The organism is Dactylosporangium fulvum (assembly GCF_025137375.1).
Taxonomy (GTDB): Bacteria; Actinomycetota; Actinomycetes; order Mycobacteriales; family Micromonosporaceae; genus Dactylosporangium; species Dactylosporangium fulvum.
The window spans coordinates 1,532,453-1,550,582 of the sequence record NZ_CP073720.1; the positions used below are offsets into that span (position 1 = coordinate 1,532,453).

16 protein-coding genes are annotated in these 18,130 nt (G+C 72.8%); 10 read left to right on the top strand and 6 right to left on the bottom strand.

Annotated elements, in window-relative coordinates; genetic code table 11:
• Window positions 1–1,452, bottom strand: a complete 1,452-nt coding sequence (locus tag Dfulv_RS07115; RefSeq protein WP_259861837.1) for a glycoside hydrolase family 3 protein — start codon at window positions 1,450–1,452, stop codon at window positions 1–3.
• Between the two features lie 180 nt (window positions 1,453–1,632).
• On the opposite strand from Dfulv_RS07115, the gene Dfulv_RS07120 reads away from it, so the two are divergent.
• Window positions 1,633–2,808 (top strand): ROK family transcriptional regulator, encoded by a 1,176-nt coding sequence (locus Dfulv_RS07120; RefSeq protein WP_259861838.1) that lies wholly within the window; start codon window positions 1,633–1,635, stop codon window positions 2,806–2,808.
• A 197-nt stretch (window positions 2,809–3,005) separates the two neighbouring features.
• Here Dfulv_RS07120 and Dfulv_RS07125 read toward each other — a convergent pair whose 3' ends face one another.
• Both Dfulv_RS07125 and Dfulv_RS07130 read right to left on the bottom strand, forming a co-directional pair.
• Window positions 3,006–4,001 (bottom strand): ABC transporter permease, encoded by a 996-nt coding sequence (locus Dfulv_RS07125; RefSeq protein ID WP_259861839.1) that lies wholly within the window; start codon window positions 3,999–4,001, stop codon window positions 3,006–3,008.
• A complete protein-coding gene (locus Dfulv_RS07130) occupies window positions 3,998–5,011 on the bottom strand; it encodes an ABC transporter ATP-binding protein (protein ID WP_259861840.1) in 1,014 nt (337 codons plus the stop codon). Before Dfulv_RS07130 ends, Dfulv_RS07125 begins: the two co-directional genes overlap by 4 nt.
• 31 nt (window positions 5,012–5,042) lie before the next feature.
• Between Dfulv_RS07130 and Dfulv_RS07135 the strand changes: the two genes are divergently transcribed.
• The 3 genes from Dfulv_RS07135 to Dfulv_RS07145 are packed head-to-tail and all read left to right on the top strand — an operon-like array spanning window position 5,043 to window position 7,857.
• Window positions 5,043–5,873: an ABC transporter ATP-binding protein gene (locus Dfulv_RS07135; RefSeq protein ID WP_406567942.1), complete on the top strand. Its 831-nt coding sequence runs from the start codon at window positions 5,043–5,045 to the stop codon at window positions 5,871–5,873.
• Between the two features lie 50 nt (window positions 5,874–5,923).
• Window positions 5,924–6,904 (top strand): transporter substrate-binding domain-containing protein, encoded by a 981-nt coding sequence (locus Dfulv_RS07140; RefSeq protein ID WP_259861842.1) that lies wholly within the window; start codon window positions 5,924–5,926, stop codon window positions 6,902–6,904.
• Entirely contained in the window at window positions 6,901–7,857 is a 957-nt protein-coding gene (locus Dfulv_RS07145) for a hypothetical protein (protein ID WP_259861844.1), read from the top strand. Before Dfulv_RS07140 ends, Dfulv_RS07145 begins: the two co-directional genes overlap by 4 nt.
• Here Dfulv_RS07145 and Dfulv_RS07150 read toward each other — a convergent pair.
• On the bottom strand, window positions 7,844–8,656 hold the full coding sequence (locus tag Dfulv_RS07150; RefSeq protein ID WP_259861846.1) for an enoyl-CoA hydratase/isomerase family protein: 813 nt from the start codon (window positions 8,654–8,656) through the stop codon (window positions 7,844–7,846). The genes Dfulv_RS07145 and Dfulv_RS07150 overlap by 14 nt on opposite strands.
• Window positions 8,657–8,693: 37 nt before the next feature.
• On the opposite strand from Dfulv_RS07150, the gene Dfulv_RS07155 reads away from it, so the two are divergent.
• Genes Dfulv_RS07155 through Dfulv_RS07170 form a run of 4 tightly spaced genes read left to right on the top strand, consistent with a single transcriptional unit; the run spans window position 8,694 to window position 15,123 of the window.
• Window positions 8,694–9,164 (top strand): DUF6232 family protein, encoded by a 471-nt coding sequence (locus Dfulv_RS07155; protein ID WP_259861847.1) that lies wholly within the window; start codon window positions 8,694–8,696, stop codon window positions 9,162–9,164.
• Window positions 9,165–9,180: 16 nt separating this feature from the next.
• Complete coding sequence (locus Dfulv_RS07160; RefSeq protein ID WP_259861848.1) at window positions 9,181–11,028, top strand: Hsp70 family protein; 1,848 nt, start codon at window positions 9,181–9,183, stop codon at window positions 11,026–11,028.
• Window positions 11,029–11,052: 24 nt separating this feature from the next.
• On the top strand, window positions 11,053–13,479 hold the full coding sequence (locus Dfulv_RS48390; protein WP_264675835.1) for an Hsp70 family protein: 2,427 nt from the start codon (window positions 11,053–11,055) through the stop codon (window positions 13,477–13,479).
• A gap of 21 nt (window positions 13,480–13,500) precedes the next feature.
• Window positions 13,501–15,123, top strand: coding sequence for an acetolactate synthase (locus tag Dfulv_RS07170; RefSeq protein WP_259861849.1), 1,623 nt, complete (start codon window positions 13,501–13,503; stop codon window positions 15,121–15,123).
• 13 nt (window positions 15,124–15,136) lie between these two features.
• On the opposite strand, the gene Dfulv_RS07175 is transcribed toward Dfulv_RS07170, so the two are convergent.
• Window positions 15,137–15,817, bottom strand: coding sequence for a phosphonatase-like hydrolase (locus Dfulv_RS07175; protein ID WP_259861850.1), 681 nt, complete (start codon window positions 15,815–15,817; stop codon window positions 15,137–15,139).
• Between the two features lie 191 nt (window positions 15,818–16,008).
• Between Dfulv_RS07175 and Dfulv_RS07180 the strand changes: the two genes are divergently transcribed.
• Both Dfulv_RS07180 and Dfulv_RS07185 read left to right on the top strand, forming a co-directional pair.
• Window positions 16,009–16,827, top strand: a complete 819-nt coding sequence (locus Dfulv_RS07180) for a DUF1206 domain-containing protein (protein ID WP_259861852.1) — start codon at window positions 16,009–16,011, stop codon at window positions 16,825–16,827.
• Window positions 16,824–17,735, top strand: a complete 912-nt coding sequence (locus tag Dfulv_RS07185; protein ID WP_259861853.1) for a diacylglycerol/lipid kinase family protein — start codon at window positions 16,824–16,826, stop codon at window positions 17,733–17,735. The genes Dfulv_RS07180 and Dfulv_RS07185 overlap by 4 nt, the downstream gene beginning before the upstream one ends.
• Window positions 17,736–17,770: 35 nt before the next feature.
• On the opposite strand, the gene Dfulv_RS07190 is transcribed toward Dfulv_RS07185, so the two are convergent.
• Complete coding sequence (locus Dfulv_RS07190) at window positions 17,771–18,130, bottom strand: PLD nuclease N-terminal domain-containing protein (protein WP_259861854.1); 360 nt, start codon at window positions 18,128–18,130, stop codon at window positions 17,771–17,773.

Here is an 18,130-nt window from a genome sequence, read left to right on the forward strand (position 1 = left end):
TCAGGCGGCCAGGCCCAGGGTCTGGGCGGCGGCTCGGCCGTTGGCGTGGCTGGCGCCCCACGTCGTGATGAACGCCTGCGCCTTGGTCGGGCGCCACGACGACGGCCAGCCCATCTCCACCACGGTCACCGTGTGGGTCTCGGCCAAGCCCTCGACCAGCGCGCGGGCGCCTGGGAGGCGGTGGACGTTGCGGCCCACGACGACGATCGGGCGGGTGCCGGCCCGGGCACGGAGCTGGGCGGCGTCGGTCTGGTCGGCCACCACGCGGACCTGCTCGGCGCTGTTGACGTGCGGGCCCAGGCCCCACGGGACGCGGCCGGCGGCGATCGAGGACTCCGACTCCAGCTGGACGATCAGCGGGGGTGTGCCCGCGTCCAGTTTGCCTTCGATGCGCACCGCGCCCAGAGCGGCCGGGTAGCCGACACCGGGCTCCTCGCGGTCGGTGCGGTCGCCCTGGCGGGTCCACTCCGCCAGGGCGGTGACCCGGGCGACGGCCTCTTCCAGGCGTGCCACCGGCAGGCGGCCGTCGTGGACCGCGGCCACGATCTCGTCGACGCAGGCCAGGGTGAGCGCCTCGTCCACGTCGGCGCCGATGCAGAGCAGGTCGGCGCCCGCCGACAGGGCCAGGACGGCGCCGGCCGGGACGCTGCCGGCGTGCCGGGCGGCGCCGAGCATCTCCAGCGCGTCGGTGACCACGACGCCGTCGAAGCCGAGGTCGCCGCGCAGCAGGTCGACGAGGACCGCGCGGCTGAACGTGGCCGGGGCGTCGCCGGTCAGTGACGGCACCCGGATGTGGGCGGTCATGATCGACTTGGTGCCGGCCTCGATCGCGGCGACGAAGGGCGGCAGCTCCCGGCCGCGCAGGACCGACAGGTCGATGTCGACCGTCGGCAGCTCCAGGTGCGAGTCGGCGAGCGTCGCGCCGTGGCCGGGGAAGTGCTTGGCGCAGGCCGCGACCCCGGCGCTCTGGAGGCCGAGGACGGCGGCGGCGGTGTGCGCGGCGACCGCCTGCGGGTCGGCGCCGAAGCTGCGGGTGCCGATGATCGGATTGTCGTCGGCGGTGTTCACGTCGACGGTCGGCGCGAGGTTGAGGTTGAGCCCCAGCTCGTCCAGCTCGGCGCCGATCGTGCGGTAGACGCGGCGGGTAATGGCGGGGTCGCCGAGGACGCCGAGGGCGGCATTGCCGGGATACGGGCTGCCGGAGTGATGGGCGAGCCGCGTGACGTCGCCGCCCTCCTCGTCGATGCCGATGAGGACGCCGTCGCGGGCGGCGTGCAGGCTCGCGCTCAGCGTGGCGAGCTGGCCGCGCTCCACGATGTTGAACCCGAACAGGACATGCCCGGCCAGCCCTTCGGCGAGCAGGTCCACGGCCCAGCGCGGAGCCTGCTCCCCCCGGAAGGCGCTCAGCAGCGTGCCCAGGGCCAGCCTGCGGAGTCCGGGATCAGTCGACACGGTGTCCCCCCTCGGCGCGGACGAATGCTGCACACTCGTCTAATGCGCTATCCACGATCGTAAGAGCTTTTGACCAATTGTGCGTAGGCCGAGTGGGTGACCCGACCGTACGCTTTCGCATTAGGTTGCCTGTGGCACGCTAATAGGAAAGTTTCCTAAATACTAGGGGTGTTCGTCACGATGAGTTCCGCCCGATTGCCCGGCACCCCCAGGTTGCTGCGCGCCCTCAACGACCGTGCCGCCCTCGAGCTGCTCCTGAGCCGTGGACCGCTGACCCGTGCGCAGCTCGGCGAGCTCACGGGCCTGTCCAAGGTCACCGCATCGCAGCTGGTGGAGCGGCTGGAGGAGCGCGGCCTGGTGGCGCGCGTCGGCGAGCAGGCCGGCGGCCGGGGCCCCAACGCGCAGATGTACGCCGTGGTGCCGGAGACCGCGTACGTCGTCGGTGTTGAGGCCGGCCCGCAGCACGTGGTCGCCGGAGTGGCGGACATCACGGGCAAAATCGTCGGTCGCACCGACGTCTCGATCGGCGACGGGGTGGACGACCCCGTCAAGGTCGTCCACGCCGCGGTCGTCGAGGCCGCGAGCGCCGGGGGCGCCCCGATCGAGCGCATCCGCCGGATCGTCCTGGGCACGCCGGGCCTCGTCGACCCGAAGAGCGGCGAGATCACCTTCGCCTGGGACCTGCCGCGCTGGCACCGGGGGCTGTTGCCCGCGCTGAAGGAGGACCTCGGCCGGCCGGTCATGTTCGAAAACGACGTGAACCTGGCCGCGATCGCCGAGCAGCACAGCGGTGCCGCCGTCGGAGTGAAGGACTTCGTGCTCGTCTGGCTGGACCGCGGCGTCGGCACGGCGGTCGTCCTGGACGGACGCCTGCACCGCGGCAGCGTCGGTGCGGCGGGCGAGATCGGATACCTGCCGGTCGCCGGCACGCAGGTGAGCCGCGACGTGTCCCGCCGTTCGAAGAGCGGGTTCCGCACCCTGACCGACGCGGCGGCGGTCAAGGCGATCGCCAAGACACACGGTTTCAAGGCCACCGGGGCCGCCGACGCGATCCGGTCCGCGATCGCCGCCGGCACGGCGGGCAGCCCGTTCCTCGACGAGCTGGCCCGGCGCATCTCGCTGGGCGTCGCGTCGGTCGGCCTGGTCCTGGACCCGGAGCTGGTGGTGCTGGCCGGTGACGTCGGCCAGGCGGGTGGCGCCGACCTGGCCCAGCGGGTGCAGCACGAGGTGGCCGCCATCGCGGTGGTGTCGCCGCGGGTGGTGGCCACGGAGGTCGAGTCGGAACCGGTCCTCCACGGCGCGATCCTGACCGGCCTGGACGCGGTCCGCGAGGAGGTATTCGGCTCGACGGCCTGACGACCGCCGGGCCGTGCGGCGGCCGAGCCGCGAGAGGGTCCGGACGCAGCCGCCGGGCCGTGCTGCTGCCGAGCCGCGAGAAGGTCCGGACGCAGCCACCGGGCCGTGCTGCCGCCGAGACGCGGGGCGCCGAACGGGAAAGGGCCGAGACGTGCGAAGCGGCCGTTTGCCGGCCGCGTCGCACGCACGAACGCGGATCAGTTGGCGTCGCGACGGCGCATGCTGACAAACGCGCCCGCCAGCACTACCGCCACCACCAGAGCGATGATCAGGCCACCCTGCTGCCAGCTCCCGGAGAAGCTCGCCTCCGGGACGCAGCCCCGCACGCGGCAATCGGCGACGTCCACCTCGAAGGTGTAGCTCTTCACCAGCCAGGCCGACACGTAACTCGACAGCCGGTACTTCTCCGAGTAGTCCGTGCCGATCAGCCCGAAGATGATGATCGCCCCGAGCTCGTAGATCAGCAGGTAGGCGACGCCGACGCCGAGGGCCGTCGACGTGTGCCGGCCGATCGAGGCGATGGCGAACCCGAGCGCTGCGCCCGCGACTGCCAGCAGGACGACCCGCACGCCGGTCAGGAGCAGCGACACCACGTCCGAGCCCGACATCTGGCTGACGGTGCCCGAGCCGGCGGCCACGCCCAGGAACGCGCCGGTCCAGACGGCCAGGTACACCGTCGAGACGGCCGCCACCCCGGTACACACGGCGATCAGCTTGGCGGCCAGGACCGACGCCCGGCGGGGCGCCCACAGCAGCAGGTTGACCATGCCGCCAGAGCTCCACTCCACGCCCACGAACGAGGCGCCCAGCACGAACCCGGCCACGGCCAGCAAGATCGCCGCGGCGTAGTACAGGTCGGGCCACTGGCGGTGGAACGAGAAGCCGTAGTCGAGCAACATGTCGGCGGTGGGGCGCGGGCCGTAGTCACAGCCGCGCGGGAACTCCTGGCCCGGCTCCGGCTCCTCAAGACCGCTCTGCACCTTTTCGCAGACCTCGAGGTTGCGGTCGTAGATGGCGGCGGCACTGGCGGCGCGCTCGGTGGCGGTGGCGACCTCGCCGGCCGTCGGGGTGCTGCGGGTCAGCGTGAAGCCGAACGTGAGGAACGCCAGCAGCGTGCCGATGAGCACAAGCGTGACGACCGTGACCCGGCGACTGAACAGCCGCGTCCACTCAGCGGTGAGCAACGAGGTCATGACGACCGTCCGTGTTCCACGACGTCCCCCGTCGGACTGTCTACGAAGTCCTCCTGCGCGGGCCAGTCGGAGTTGTCCACCGGGCGGAACTGGCCGCGCCGCGGGCCGCCGCCGGTCAGGCTCAGGAACGCGTCCTCCAGCTGCGCCACCGGCGTCAGCTCGCGCACCCAGAAGTCGTTGAGGCCGAGCGCCCGCGTCACCCACGCAGCGTCGGCCAGGTCGCGCACGACGATGTGATCGCCCGCGACGGTCACGTCGGCGCCCGCGTCGGCGAGGATCTGCGCGGCGCGGTGGTGGTCGTCGACCCGCACCCGATACGTGCCGCGGTCGGCGACCGCCAGCACATCGGACACCGGTCCGGCGGCGACGGTACGCCCGCGCGAGATGATCGTCACCGAGTCGCAGACCTGCTGGATCTCGGCCAGGATGTGGCTGGAGATCACGACGGTCATGCCCCGGTCGGCCTGTTCGCGCAGCAGGTCGCGCATCTCGCGGATGCCCGCCGGGTCGAGGCCGTTGTTCGGCTCGTCGAGGATCAGCAACTCGGGGTCCTTCAGCAGCGCCGACGCCACGGCCAGCCGCTGTCGCATGCCCAGCGAGTAGGACTTGACCTCGTCCTCCGCGCGGTCGGTGAGCCCCACCTGGTCGAGGACGATCCCGATCCGGTCCTTCGGCACGCCGCCGGCCTTCGCCAGCAGTGAGAGGGTTTTGTACGCCGTGAAGTTGCCGAAGAACGCCGGCGCCTCCACGATCGCGCCGACCCGCGATGCGACCGCCGGCAGCGCCCGTGGCACGGGCTGGCCGAGAATGCGCATGTTTCCGGCGTCGGGGCGCAGCAGTCCGAGCAACGTCTTGAGCGCTGTGCTCTTGCCGGAGCCGTTCGGGCCGAGGAAGCCGTGGATCTCGCCCCGCGCCACGACCATGTCGAGGCGGTCGAGCGCGACCCGCGGCTTGCCGAACAGGCTCTGGTAGGTCTTCACAAGACCTTCGATTTCCAGTGCGGCAGTCATCCCCGCGCACGATACGGGCTCCGCCGACCGCGTGGGGGGCAGGCTCGGACCGCAGCTCGGTTCGTGGTTGGATTGGCATGTGTCAGATGACCTTGTCATCGCCGTGGATCGAGCGACCGTCACCCGCGACCGCACCGACCTCATCCGGTCGGTGAGCTGGCAGGTCGAGCTCGACGAGCGGTGGGTGGTGCTCGGGCCCAACGGCGCCGGCAAGACCACGCTGCTCAACCTGGCCGGTGCGCGCCTCTACCCCTCGCGCGGCTCGGTCACGGTGCTGGGGGAGCGGCTCGGCCGCATCAACGTCAACGAGCTCAAGACCCGGCTCGGCTTCACCTCCAACGGGCTGGCCCTGCCGCCGGACGAGACGGCCCTCGACGTGGTGCTCACGGCGTCGTGGGCGGTGGTCGGCCGGTTCACCGAGCGTTATGACGACGTTGACGTCGCCCGGGCGCGGGGCCTGCTGGAACAGTTCGGCGTCGGCGCACTCGCCGATCGGCTCTACGGCACGCTGTCGGAGGGCGAGCGCAAGCGGGTGCAGATCGCCCGGTCGCTGATGACCGACCCGGAGCTGCTGCTGCTCGACGAGCCGGCGGCGGGTCTGGACCTCGGCGCCCGTGAGGATCTCGTGCGCCGGCTCGGCACCCTGGCCGCCGACCCCGACGCGCCGGCGATCGTGCTCGTCACGCACCACGTCGAGGAGATCCCGCCCGGGTTCACGCACGCGCTGCTGATGCGGGACGGTGGCGTGGTCGCCCAGGGCCTGCTCAGAGATACCGTCACCGCCGAGAATCTCTCGAAGGCCTTCGGCCTGCCGCTGCGACTGTCCACAATCGACGGCCGATATCACGCGCAGGCGGCCTGACGGCTCCGCCGATCCTTCGGTACGGTTCGATGAACCGAAACGGAGGATCGTTGACAGAGCCGGAAGTCGATGCGCCGCCGGAGCCGAGGCGGGTCCACCGGACCCGGCTGGTCCGGCTGGTGGCATGGGTCGTGGTCCTGGTCGCCGTCGTTGTCGTGGCGGTCGTCGTGGTCATCGACGTCGGACCGCCGTCCGAGGCGGAGCTGCGCCGCCAGGCCGTCGGCGGCAAGAGCGACCTGCTCATCGGTGTGAAGGACGACACACCCGGCGTGAGCCTGCGTGACCCGGCGACCGGGGAATACACGGGGTTCGACATCGACATCGCCTACCTCGTCGCCGGTGATCTCGGCTTCCGCCCCGACCAGGTGCGGTTCCTGTCGATCGAGACCGAGGACCGGGCCCGCATGCAGGCCCGCGGCGCCGACGGCCGGTTCGTGACCGTCGATCTCGTGGTGGCGAGCTTCAGCATGACCAAGGAGCGGGCCGAGCAGCCGGGCGTGCGGTTCGCCGGGCCGTACCTGAGCACCCAGCAGTCGGTCGTCACGCTGACCGGGCACAAGAGCGTCAGCAGTCTCGAGGACCTGCGCGGCGAGAAGGTCTGCACGCTCGCGACCTCCACGTCGAGCAACGCGGCGAGGGCCGCCGGCGTCACCTTCTCCGGCAAGAACGAGATCAGCGACTGCGTCGCCGGGCTCAAGGCCAAAGAGTTCGACGCGGTGACCACCGACGCCGCGATCCTCGCCGGGTTCGTCGCCGAGGACGAGGGCAAGACGCTCGCCCACCACGACATCGGGCTGGTCGAGGACGAGTTGTGGGGCATCAACTGCGGCGACGACGAGGCCATGCAGACGCTGGTCAACCTCATCCTGTACCGCTCCGCGCACGACCCGGCGGACCGTCGCTGGGAGGAGGCGTACGACCGCTACCTGCGCAGCGAGCAGCGGTGGAGCCCCAACCAGCAGGTCGCGATCGACCACCAGCCCGCGATCAGCCGGCCGGACGTGCGGCGCTGGCCGTGGGAGCGCAGTTGACCGACCGGCAGTGGCTGCTGCCCTTGCTGCCGGCGTTCCCGCTGGTGCTGCTGGTGCTGCGGTTGTGGTACCTGAGCCGCCAGAACCTCCAGACGATGCTGCTCCTGGTGCAGTACGTCAGCCCGCTCGGCCTGCTGAGCACGCTGACGATCGCGCTGCTCTGGGTCTTCCCGGCGACGATCCTGCTCACCCGGGCCCTCGGCGCGCTGCTGCTCGTCAGCGACCCGCACCGGGCCGCCCAGTCCCGGCTGGCCCGTGTCGCCGGGCGCATCCCCGACTGGGTGGTCGTCGTCGCCGTCGTCGTCGGCGCGCTCACCTGGCAGCTGCGGTTCCTGCCCACGCTGGTGATGGCCACCCTGTCGATCCTCGGCCTGGTGATCCGCCAGCGGGTCGCCAACGTCGGCGCCTACGCCGCCGCGACGGGTGTGGTGCTGCCGTTCGTCGCGGCCCTGCTGGAGTACACCTTCTTCGGCCCGGCGATCGTCGACGCGATCCGGGAGGGCGAGGCGGTGACCGTACTGCTGCTGGCACTGCCGCCGGCGGCGACGCCGCTGCTGACCGGGCCGGTGCCCGCCCGGGCGGCCCGGGCCGTCACCCACTGGCCGGCCGCGTGCGCCGCGTTCGCCACCCCGTTCCTGATCGGCGTGATCTTCCTGCGGGCGCCGATCCTGCCGACGGTCGCGATGGAGGTCGACGACGGTGTGCTCGTCGGCTCCGTCATCACCGTCGACGACCGGATGACCACCGTGATCGACACCGGCGGCGCGGTCCGGTTCGTGCTGAACGACCACGTGCGGTCGAAGACCCTGTGCGACGCGGGCGACCGGCCGCCGGCCAGCCGGGTCACCGTCCACGGCTGGTCGGTCGAGCAGACCGCACTGTCCTGGATCGCCCCGGCCCGGCGGCCGGCGGCCATCGACCCGCGTTGCGAGGGCCGGGCTACTTCCCGGTGAAGGTCGGCTTCCGCTTCTCCACGAACGCGGCCATGCCCTCGGCCTTGTCCTGCGTGGCGAAGAGCGCGGCGAACAGCTCGCTCTCCCACCGCAGGCCGGAGGCCAGGTCCAGGTCCAGACCGCCGTCGACGGCCAGCTTCGCCGCGCGCAGCGCCAGGGCGGGGCCGTCGACGAACCGGCGCACCATCTCCACGGCGGTGTCGTAGACGGCCTCAGCTGGTACGACCCGATCCGCCAGCCCGATCGCGAGCGCCTCGTCCGCCTTGACGAACCGTCCCGTCATGACGAGGTCCTTGGCGCGCGCCGGGCCGACGAGGCGGGCGAGACGCTGCGTGCCGCCCGCGCCGGGGATGATGCCGAGTGTGATCTCCGGCTGGCCGAGCGTCGCGTCCTCGGCCACGACCCGCCAGTCCGCGGTCAGCGCCAGCTCGCAGCCGCCGCCGAGCGCATAGCCGTTGATCGCGGCGACGACCGGCTTCGGGATGCGGGCCACGGCGTCGAACGCGCTGCTGAGCGCGCCCGCCCGGGCGGCCATCGCCGCGTAGCCCATGCCGGCCATCTCCTTGATGTCAGCACCGGCGGCGAACACCTTCGGTCCCCCGTAGAGGATGACCGCGCGGACCGACTCGTTGTCGGTGGCCTCGCGCGCTGCCTCCCGCAGCTCCTCCTGGACCTGAATGTTGAGCGCGTTCATCGGCGGCCGGTCCAGCCGGATCGTGCCGATGCCATCGGCGATCTCCAATTGAACCAGTGCGCCGGCCTTCTCCGCCACCATGTGTCTCCTCAACGTCGTTGTCATTGCCCGCAGCGTATTCCGCCGTACCCTGTGAAGTGCGATGGCCACCACCTACTACCGCGACAACGTGGTGCACGTCAGCTCCGGCGGTGTGCGGGTCGATGACGTCTGGTATCCGCTGGAGACCCTGACGTACATCTGGCACCGGCGGACCGGCAGGCTGCGCCACGGCGGCTACATGCTGCTGACCCGTGGCCTCGGGGTGCTGGTGGTCCTCGGCCTGCTGGTCGGCGGGGGCATCCTGGCCCGGCGGATCGACTTCAGCGGCGAGCAGAAGACGATGTACATCGCCGGCGGCATCCTCGGCGTGGTCATGATCGGCGGGATCGTCGCGTTCAGCGTCGAGGCCCTGCTCGACCTGCTCGACCGGGCGCACGACCACGGCAAGGGCGTCCACGAGATCTGGGTCCGCACCAGCGACGGCGAAACGATGATCTACTCGACGACGGACGCACCGAAGTTCGGCCAGATCTACCGCGCCCTCCAGCGCGCTGTGGAGCAAGCACCGTAGCTCTAGACTCGCCCGCATGGTGGCCTTGGGTGTCGACTTCGGCACGTCGCACACCGTGGCCGTCGCGCGATGGCCGGACGGGCGGGTCCGTCCGCTGCTTTTCGACGGCTCGCCACTGCTGCCGTCCGCCGTCTTCTGCGAGCCCGGCGACGCCGATCTTGTGGTCGGGCGTGACGCACTCCACAGCGCCCGGCGGGAGCCGTCGCTGTTCGAGCCCAACCCCAAGCGCCGCATCGACGACGGATCCGTGCTGCTCGGTGAGCGCGACGTCACCGTGCACGCCCTGCTGACCGCGGTCTTCCGGCGGGTCCTCGCCGAGTTCACCCGCACCGCGGGCGGCGCACCGACGGCCGTGACGGTGACCCACCCCGCCGGCTGGGCCGCCACCCGGCGGAAGGTGCTCAAGGACGCGGCACGAGCCGCCGGTCTCACCGGCGCCGTCCTCGTCCCCGAGCCGGTGGCCGCCGCGACGTACTTCGTGCGGGTCCTGCGCCACATGGTGCCGGTCGGCTCCGCCGTCGTCGTCTACGACCTGGGCGCCGGCACGTTCGACGGCAGCGTCGTCGCGCGGACGGCGGAAGGCTTCGAGGTGCGTGCCGTCGGTGGCCGCGACGACCTCGGCGGCCTGGACTTCGACGAGGCCGCGCTCACCCTGATCGGGCGTTCCTGCCCGGCCGACGGCTGGCAGCGGCTCACGGCGCCGTCGACGGTCGAGGAGGCGCGTGCCGCCCGGCTCCTGCGCGAAGAGGTCAGGGAGGCGAAGGAGCGGCTGTCGCGGACCTCCGCGGTGACCGTCCTGGTGCCGCTGCTGGACGTTGACGTCCCGCTCACCCGCGACGAGTTCGAGGCGGCCGCGCGGCCGCTGGTGGAGCGCTCGGTGCGGGTGCTGGCGGAGACGGTACGGCTGTCGAAGGTCACCTCCGACAGCATCGCCGGCATCTTCCTCGTCGGCGGGGCGAGCCAGATGCCGCTGGTGGCGACCGAGCTGCACCGGGCGTTCGGGCGGGCGCCGGTGATGATCGAGCAGCCCGAGCTGGTGGTCGCCGAGGGCAGCGTGCTGGTCGGCCCGGCGGTGCGCCCGCGGTCCGCCAAGCCGTCGACCGAGATCGTCCCGGCCAGCCCGGCGCCGGTGATGCCGCCGCGTCCGCCGGCTGGTCCGGCGCCCGGCACGCCGGTGCCGTCCGGGCCGCTGGTGCCGCCCGGCACGCCGGTGTCACCCGGGCCGCCGGTCAGTCCCGGGCCCGCGGGGATCGTGCCGCACAGCCCGCCGCCTCCGCAGCGGCGGCCGGTGTCACCGGCGGCCGTGCCGATGATGCGGCCGGGGCCGCCGTTCGTGCCGGTACCGCCGCCGATCCATGTCGTCTATCCGCCGCCGCGGGTGGTGTACGTCCCGCAGTACGTGCTGCCGCCCGTCCCGCCTCCTCCGCGCCGCCGTCCGCCGTGGACCATCCGCTGGCCGGCGCGGTTCATGACGCTGTACGCGGTGCTGCTGTTCGTTTTTGTCGCGCTCGCGCTGCTCGTGCAGGTGGTGCAGCCGGAGAACAGGGACGAGGCCGAGTGGCGCCAGTTGCAGGGTGATGCCCTGCAGCTGGCGATCGCGGGCGCGATCCTGGCGTCGCTGCTGATCCATGCCGCCCGCCGGCTCCGGCAGGGGATGAACGGGCACCTGTGGTACCCGTTGCTGCTCTGCGGCACGCTCGGCGTGGGCGCGGTGGTCACCGGGCTGGGCCACCGGTCGGCGGAAGCGCTCGGCGTCGTGTTCCTGGCCTCGACGGTTCTCCTGCTGCTGCCGACCGCTCGGGCCTGGGTGCGCAAGCCCCCGCGTGCTCCGGAACCGGACACCTCCGAGGGCGCGGAGCGTTAGTGCGCGCCGCCTAGACTTCCAGGCATGCCTACGCCTGGGATCCGGCTCGGTGTCGACTTCGGCACCTCTAACACCGTCGCGGTGGTGCGGTGGCCGGACGGGCGTTCGCGTCCCCTGCTCTTCGAGGGCTCACCGCTGCTGCCGTCGGCCGTCTACGCCGAGCCCGCCGGTCAGATCGTCGTCGGCCGGGACGCGGTGCACAGCGCGCGCCTGGAGCCGGCCCGCTTCGAGCCCAACCCGAAGCGCCGCATCGACGAGGGCACCGTGCTGCTCGGCGACCGCGAGGTGACGGTCAACGACCTCATCGCCGTGGTGCTGCGCCGCGTGCGGGACGAGTGGACGCGCACCGTCGGGGGTGAGGCCCCCGACGTGACCGTGACGTTCCCGGCGTCGTGGGGCGCGACCCGCCGGCTGTCGGTCGCCGACGCCGCTGCCGCCGCCGGGCTCGGCCGGGTGCGGCTGGTGCCCGAGCCGGTAGCCGCCGCGGCGTATTTCACCCAGGTCCTCGGCCATGAGGTGCCGGTCGGCTCGGTGGTCGTGGTGCACGACTTCGGCGCTGGCACGTTCGACGCGTCGGTGGTGGCGCGCACCGCCGGCGGTTTTGAGGTGCTCGCCGTCGACGGCCGTGACGACATCGGCGGCATCGACGTCGACAACGCGATCGTTGCCCACATCGGGTCGATCTGCCAGCCGCAGGACCCGGCGGCCTGGCAGCGGCTGATGAGCCCGGCGACGGTCGAGGACCGCCGGCACCGCCGCATGCTCTGGGACGATGCCCGGGTCGCGAAGGAGCGGCTGTCCCGCCAGCCGTCCGCCGACCTGACCATCCCGCTGCTCAACGTGGACGTCCACCTGACCCGTGAGGAGCTGGAGCGCCTGGCCCAGCCGCTGCTGGAGCAGACGGTCCGCGTCACCCAGGGCGTGATGCGCTGGGCCCAGCTGAGCGAGGGCAGCATCGCCGGCGTCTTCCTCGTGGGCGGCTCGAGCCGTATGCCCCTCGTGGCGACCCTGCTCCACCGCGCCCTCGGCGCCGCCCCGGTGGCGATCGAGCAGCCCGAGCTCGTGGTCGCCGAGGGCAGCATGCTCACCGGCTCGACAGCGATCCCCGCCGGCGCGGCGCCCGCCCCGGGCCCGGCGACCGGCGTGTTCCCTCAGGTGCCGGGCTTCGACTGGCAGCAGCCCGCCCCGGCGTCCGGCCCACCGGCTGGTGCGTTCGGCCCGGCGGGTGCGTTCGGCCCGGCGGGCGTCGCCGGCCCGGGCGCGGTCGGTGGTTTCAGCGGGGTCGGTGGTTTCAGCGGGGTCGGTGGTCCGGGCGGGGTCGGTGGTCCCGGGGGAACCAGTGCTCCCGGCGGGGCCGGTGATCTCGGCGGGGCCGGTGGTTCCGGCGGGGCCGGTGGTTCCGGCGCGCCCGGTGGTTCCGGTGCAGCCGGTGGTTCCGGTGCAGCCGGTGGTTCCGGTGATCTCGGCGGGGCCGGTGGTTCCGGCGCGCCCGGTGCCCCCGGTGCCCCCGGCGGGCCCGGCGGGCCGGTGCCCGGCCAGTCGGCGGGCGTGGGCGCGGTGGGCGCGGTCGACGGGCTGCTGTGGCCCGATCTGGGCTCGATCAGCGCCGACGCGCCGGTTTCCGCGGCCCCGATGTCCGGCATCCCGGCCTCCGGGCCGCCCGGTCCGGCCCCGGCGGGTGGGTTCAGCGCCGGGCCCGCGCCCACGTATCCGGCCTCCGGTCCGCCCGTCACGAGCCCCACCTCGGCGCCGCCGCCCGGCTATCCGACTTCGGCCCCGCCCGCCGGTTACCCGACCTCGGGCACGTCGGCCGGAGGTGCGCCGGCCGGAGGTGCGCCGGCCGGAGGTGCGCCGGCCGGTTATCCAACCTCGGGCCCGCCCGCTGGAGGTGCGCCGGCCGGTTACCCGACCTCCGGGCCGCCCGCTGGGTATCCGACCTCCGGGCCGCCGGTCGGAGGGCCGCCCGCCGATGCGGGGCCGGTCTCCGCGCCGCCGGGGAACACGCGCGGGTCGGGCGGCAACGCCAGGTCCGGGACCTACACGGCCGGGCAGGTGCCGGGGCCGCCGCCGGGGAGCAACCGGCCGGTCTCCGCGCCGCCGCAGCGGCCGGCCAGGGCCGGGCGGGTCTTCGTGTCCGGCGGGGCCGGTCCCGCGCCGAAGGTGGAGCCCGCGACCCGCTACGACGAATACGGCAAACCGGTCCGCCCCGGTGAGGTTCCGCCGCCGCTGCCGCCACGGTCCAGGCCCACCCAGCAGGCCACCCCGAGCCGCCCGCGGCCGGTTGAGGACGAGCACCGGCGGGGTCCCTTCGCCCGCGCCGTGCTCACCTTGTTCACGCTCCTGCTGCTCGTGCTCACGCCGGTCACCGCGGGATACGTCTCGTACTACCTGACGACCGATCACTGGCCGCCACCGGTGCAGGGCTGGTTGGGCGACAACACGAGCCCCTGAACTTGTGAGTAACATTCGCGTATGACGCAGATCGACGGGCACGGCGGAGACCTGGCACTGGCCGCATTGCGGAGCGTCGGGGTCGACGAGATGTTCACCCTCTCCGGCGGACACGTCTTCCCGCTGTACGACGCGGCGAAGAAGGCCGGCGTCCGCATCGTCGACGTGCGCCACGAGCAGTCGGCGGTGTTCGCCGCCGAGGCCGTCGCCAAGCTGCAGCGCCGCCCAGGGCTCGCGGTCCTCACCGCCGGGCCCGGGGTCACCAACGGCGTCTCCGGGCTGACCAGCGCGATGTTCAACGGCGCGCCGGTCGTCGTGCTCGGCGGTCGCGCGCCGCAGTTCCGCTGGGGCTCCGGCAGTCTCCAGGAGATGGACCACCTGCCGATCGTCCAGGCGGTCACCAAACACGCGGAGACGATCTTCGCGACCGACGAGGTCTACGCCCGGCTGCAGGCGGCGGCGCTGACCGCCCTCACCCCGCACCGCGGACCGGTCTTCGTCGACCTGCCGCTCGAGGTGGTGTTCTCGACCGCGGACGGCGTCGAGGCGACGCAGGCACAGCCCGTACCAACCCTGGAACCGGATCCCGACGAGGTGCGGAAGGCCGCCAGCATGCTCGGCGCGGCCGAGCGGCCGGTGATCATCGCCGGATCTGACGTCTGGGCCGGTGACGCGACCGCCGCCCTGCGGGAGGCCGCCGAAGCGCTGCGGATCCCGGTCTTCGCCAACGGGATGGGCCGCGGCTCCCTGCCACCGGACCACCCGCTCGCCTTCGCCCGCGCCCGGAAGGCCGCGTTCGGCGGTGCCGACGTGATCGCCGTGATCGGCACACCGCTCGACTTCCGGCTCGGCTTCGGCGACTTCGGCGGCGCCCGGGTCATCCACGTCACCGACGCCCCGTCACAGAAGGCCGGCCACGTCACACCCGCCGCGGCGCCCACCGGCGACCTCCGGCTGATCCTGTCGGCGTTCGCGAGCCACAGCGGATCCGTCGCCGGCCACGAGGACTGGATCGAGACGCTGCGCGCCGCGGAGAACAAGGCCAAGTCCAAGGAAGCCGCGGCCCTGGAGGCCGACACCGACCCGATCAAGCCCAGCCGGGTGTACGGCGAACTGCGCAAGGTCCTGGCCGAGGACGCCGTGACGATCGGCGACGGCGGCGACTTCGTCTCCTACGCCGGCAAATACCTCGAGCCGGCCCGGCCGGGCACCTGGCTCGACCCGGGTCCGTACGGCTGCCTCGGCACCGGCATGGGGTATGCGATGGGCGCCCGGATCACGTACCCGGACCGGCAGATCTGCGTGCTGATGGGCGACGGGGCAGCCGGCTTCTCGCTGATGGACGTGGAGTCGCTGGCACGGCAGGACCTGCCGGTGGTCATCGTGGTCGGCAACAACGGCATCTGGGGCCTGGAGAAGCACCCCATGCGGATGATGTACGGCTACGACGTGGCCGCCGACCTCCAGCCCGGCCTGCGCTACGACGACGTGGTGAAGGCCCTGGGCGGCGCCGGCGAGACGGTCGAGAAGCCGGGTGACCTGGCGGGTGCCCTGGGCCGGGCGTTCGAGTCCGGGGTGCCCTACCTGGTGAACGTCCTCACCGACCCCGAGGACGCCTACCCGCGGTCGTCGAACCTGGCCTAGGACAGGGCCTGGCTCACTCCAGGTCCAGCACGCGCGGCAGGGAGCCGATCGAGCCGATGACCTCGTGGGCTCCCGCCGCCTGCAGGGCCTGCCGGTCGCCGGCGCCGGTCAGCACGCCGACCAGCAGCCCGGCCCCGGCCCGCTGACCGGCGATCAGGTCGAGCGGGGTGTCGCCGACGACCACCATCCGCCGGACGTCCTCGACGCCCAGCTTCAGCGCGGACACCAGCATGAAGTCGGGGAACGGCCGGCCCCGGCCGGCGTCGGCGGGGGAGAGCACCAGGTCGACCTGGCCCCACCAGCCGAGCGCGTCCATGATCGCTTCCTGCGTGGCGCGGGCGAACCCGGTCGTCAGCACCACCTTGACACCCGCGGCGCGCAGCGTCTTGATCGCCTCGATCGCGCCGGGGATCGGCAGGACCGCGCCCTCGTCGACCAGCAGCCCGTACGCCTCTTCGAACGTCTCGTTGGCCGCCTGCGCCCGCCGCTCGTCGCCGTCGAGCAGCAGCCGGAACACCTCGATGCGGCTGCGGCCCATGGTCTTGCGTACGACAGCCAGCATCCGCTCGTGCTGCGGGGTGCCCGGTGCGACGCCCTCACCCGCGAAGGCCACCGTGAAGGCCTGCTCAACCAGGCCGTCGTCCCGCACCGTCGTGCCTGCCATGTCGATGCAGGCGAGCTGCCACGCTGTCATCGCGCAATCTGAGCACGCGGAAAAGGCGTGACGGTGAACAGCGTGAGACACCGTACAAAACGTCTAGAAGGCTCCCGCTTTGCGCAGCTTCCCGGGGCGGCACACCAGGCCCGGCCGCCGGCCATCCGGCGCGGTGCGCCGTCGTCCGTCCGCACGTTTGCCGGCATGCCCAACTTGGGGAATCAGAGAACATGACCGCCGTGAATACCGCTCACCGGGCCACCGACAGCGGGCTCCTGAAGGGCCTCACCCGCGTGGGCTTCATCGGATACGGGCTGCTGCATCTGGCTCTCGCCTGGGTCGCGGCGCAGATCGCCCTGGGGCAGAGCAGCCAGGAGGCGGACCAGTCCGGCGCGTTCCGGACGCTCGCCGCGCAGCCGTTCGGCAAGCTGTTGTTGTGGTTCGTCATCGCCTGCCTCGTCGCCCTCGCGGTCTGGCAGGCCGTCCTCGCCGCCTGGGGCCACCGGGACGTCCGCGGCAAGGAGCGGATCGCCGAGCGGGTCTTCTCCGGCGCTCGCGTGATCGCCTACCTGGTGCTCGCGTGGTCCGCCGGCAAGGTCGTCACCGGCGCACCGCAGTCCAGCGCCGAACAGCAGCAGCAGGTCACCGCCGGGATCCTGGCCAAGCCGGCCGGGCAGTGGCTGGTCGCGCTGGTCGGCCTCGGCGTGCTCGCGTTCGGCATCGGGCTGATGTGGTACGGCCTGAGGCGCAAGTTCGAGAAGAAGCTGTCCTTCAGCGGCGAGCTGCCGCACAGGGCCCGCCGCGCGGCGATCCGGGCCGGGCAGATCGGCTACCCGTCGAAGGGCGTCGCATTCGGCATCGTCGGCCTCCTGCTGGTGCGGGCCGCGGCCACGAACGACCCGGCGAAGTCCCGCGGCCTGGACGCGGCCCTGCACACGATCGCCGACCAGCCGTTCGGCAAGTTTCTGCTGCTCGCGGTCGCCCTCGGGGTGGCGGCGTTCGGCGTCTACTGCTTTTTCCAGGCCCGGTACCGCAAGGTGGGTACGTGACGCGCTCCGCGGTCATCATCAACCCCTCGAAGGTCGTCGACCCCGACGAGCGTCGCGGGGAGATCTGCGCCGCGCTCGCGGCGGCCGGCTGGCCCGGGCCGCTCTGGCTGGAGACGACTCCCGACGACCCCGGCTGCGGCATGGCCGTGCAGGCGCTCGACGAGGGTGTCGACGTGGTGCTCGCGTGCGGCGGCGACGGCACCGTCATGGCCGTGGCGTCCGTGCTCGCGGGCACCGACGTCGCCCTGGCGCTGATCCCCTCCGGCACCGGCAACCTCCTGGCCGCCAACTTCGGCATCACCCGGGACGTGCGGGCGGCGCTCGACGTGGCGATCAACGGCGCCCGCCGCCGGATCGACGTCGGGGTCGTCGAGGGCGCCGACACGGTGACCGGCCATCCGGGCACGTTCACCGTGATGGCCGGCATGGGGTTCGACGCCGCGATGGTCGGCGAGACGCCGGACGACCGCAAGCGCCGGTTCGGCTGGGTCGCCTACGTGGCCTCCGGCCTGCGGAATCTCCACCGCCGCCGGATGCCGCTGCGGATCCGCCTCGACGGCGGCCGGTGGATGCACCGCCGGGCGAGCAGCGTCTTGGTGGCCAACGTGGGGCGCCTGCAGGGCGGCATCCCGTTGCTGCCCGACGCGGTCCCGGACGACGGGTGGCTGGACGTGGCGGTGCTGACGCCACGTGACATCACGGACTGGGTGCAGCTCGCCTGGGGCGTCGTCCTGCGCTGGGGGCGGACACCGCGGCTGGAGACGTTCCGGGCCCGTCGGGTCGAGGTGCTCACCAGCCACGAGGAGCCGCGCGAACTGGACGGCGACGTGGTGGCCCCGGCCCGCCGCCTGATGGCCGAGGTCGTCCCGGGCGCCCTGCTGTTGTGCGTCCCCGCCGAGCGGGGCTGAACACCGACGACGTCGGCTGGGAACGCGCCCCGGTGTCAGGGCGTCGGGCCTTCGTCCTCCCGGCGCTTCAGGTCCTCCTCCCAGCGACGCAGCAACTCCGCGTCGTTGCGGGACTGCGTCGTGTCGATCCCGCGCAGGAACTCGGGGTCGTCGTCCGGTGCCAGCGGCCGCCTCGGACCGCGGCCGCCGGCCGCCACCCCGGCGTGCTGCTCCAGGGACACCGGCCGCCCGGCGAAGAACCACGCGATCGGCCCCACGATCGGCAGCAACAGGATCACGAAGAACCACACGGGCCGGGGGAGACCGCGGACGTCCTCTCGCTCCGAGGACAGGCAGTCGATCAGTGCGATGAGCGTCGTGACCAGCACGATGATGAAGGGCAGTGCGCGTCCCAT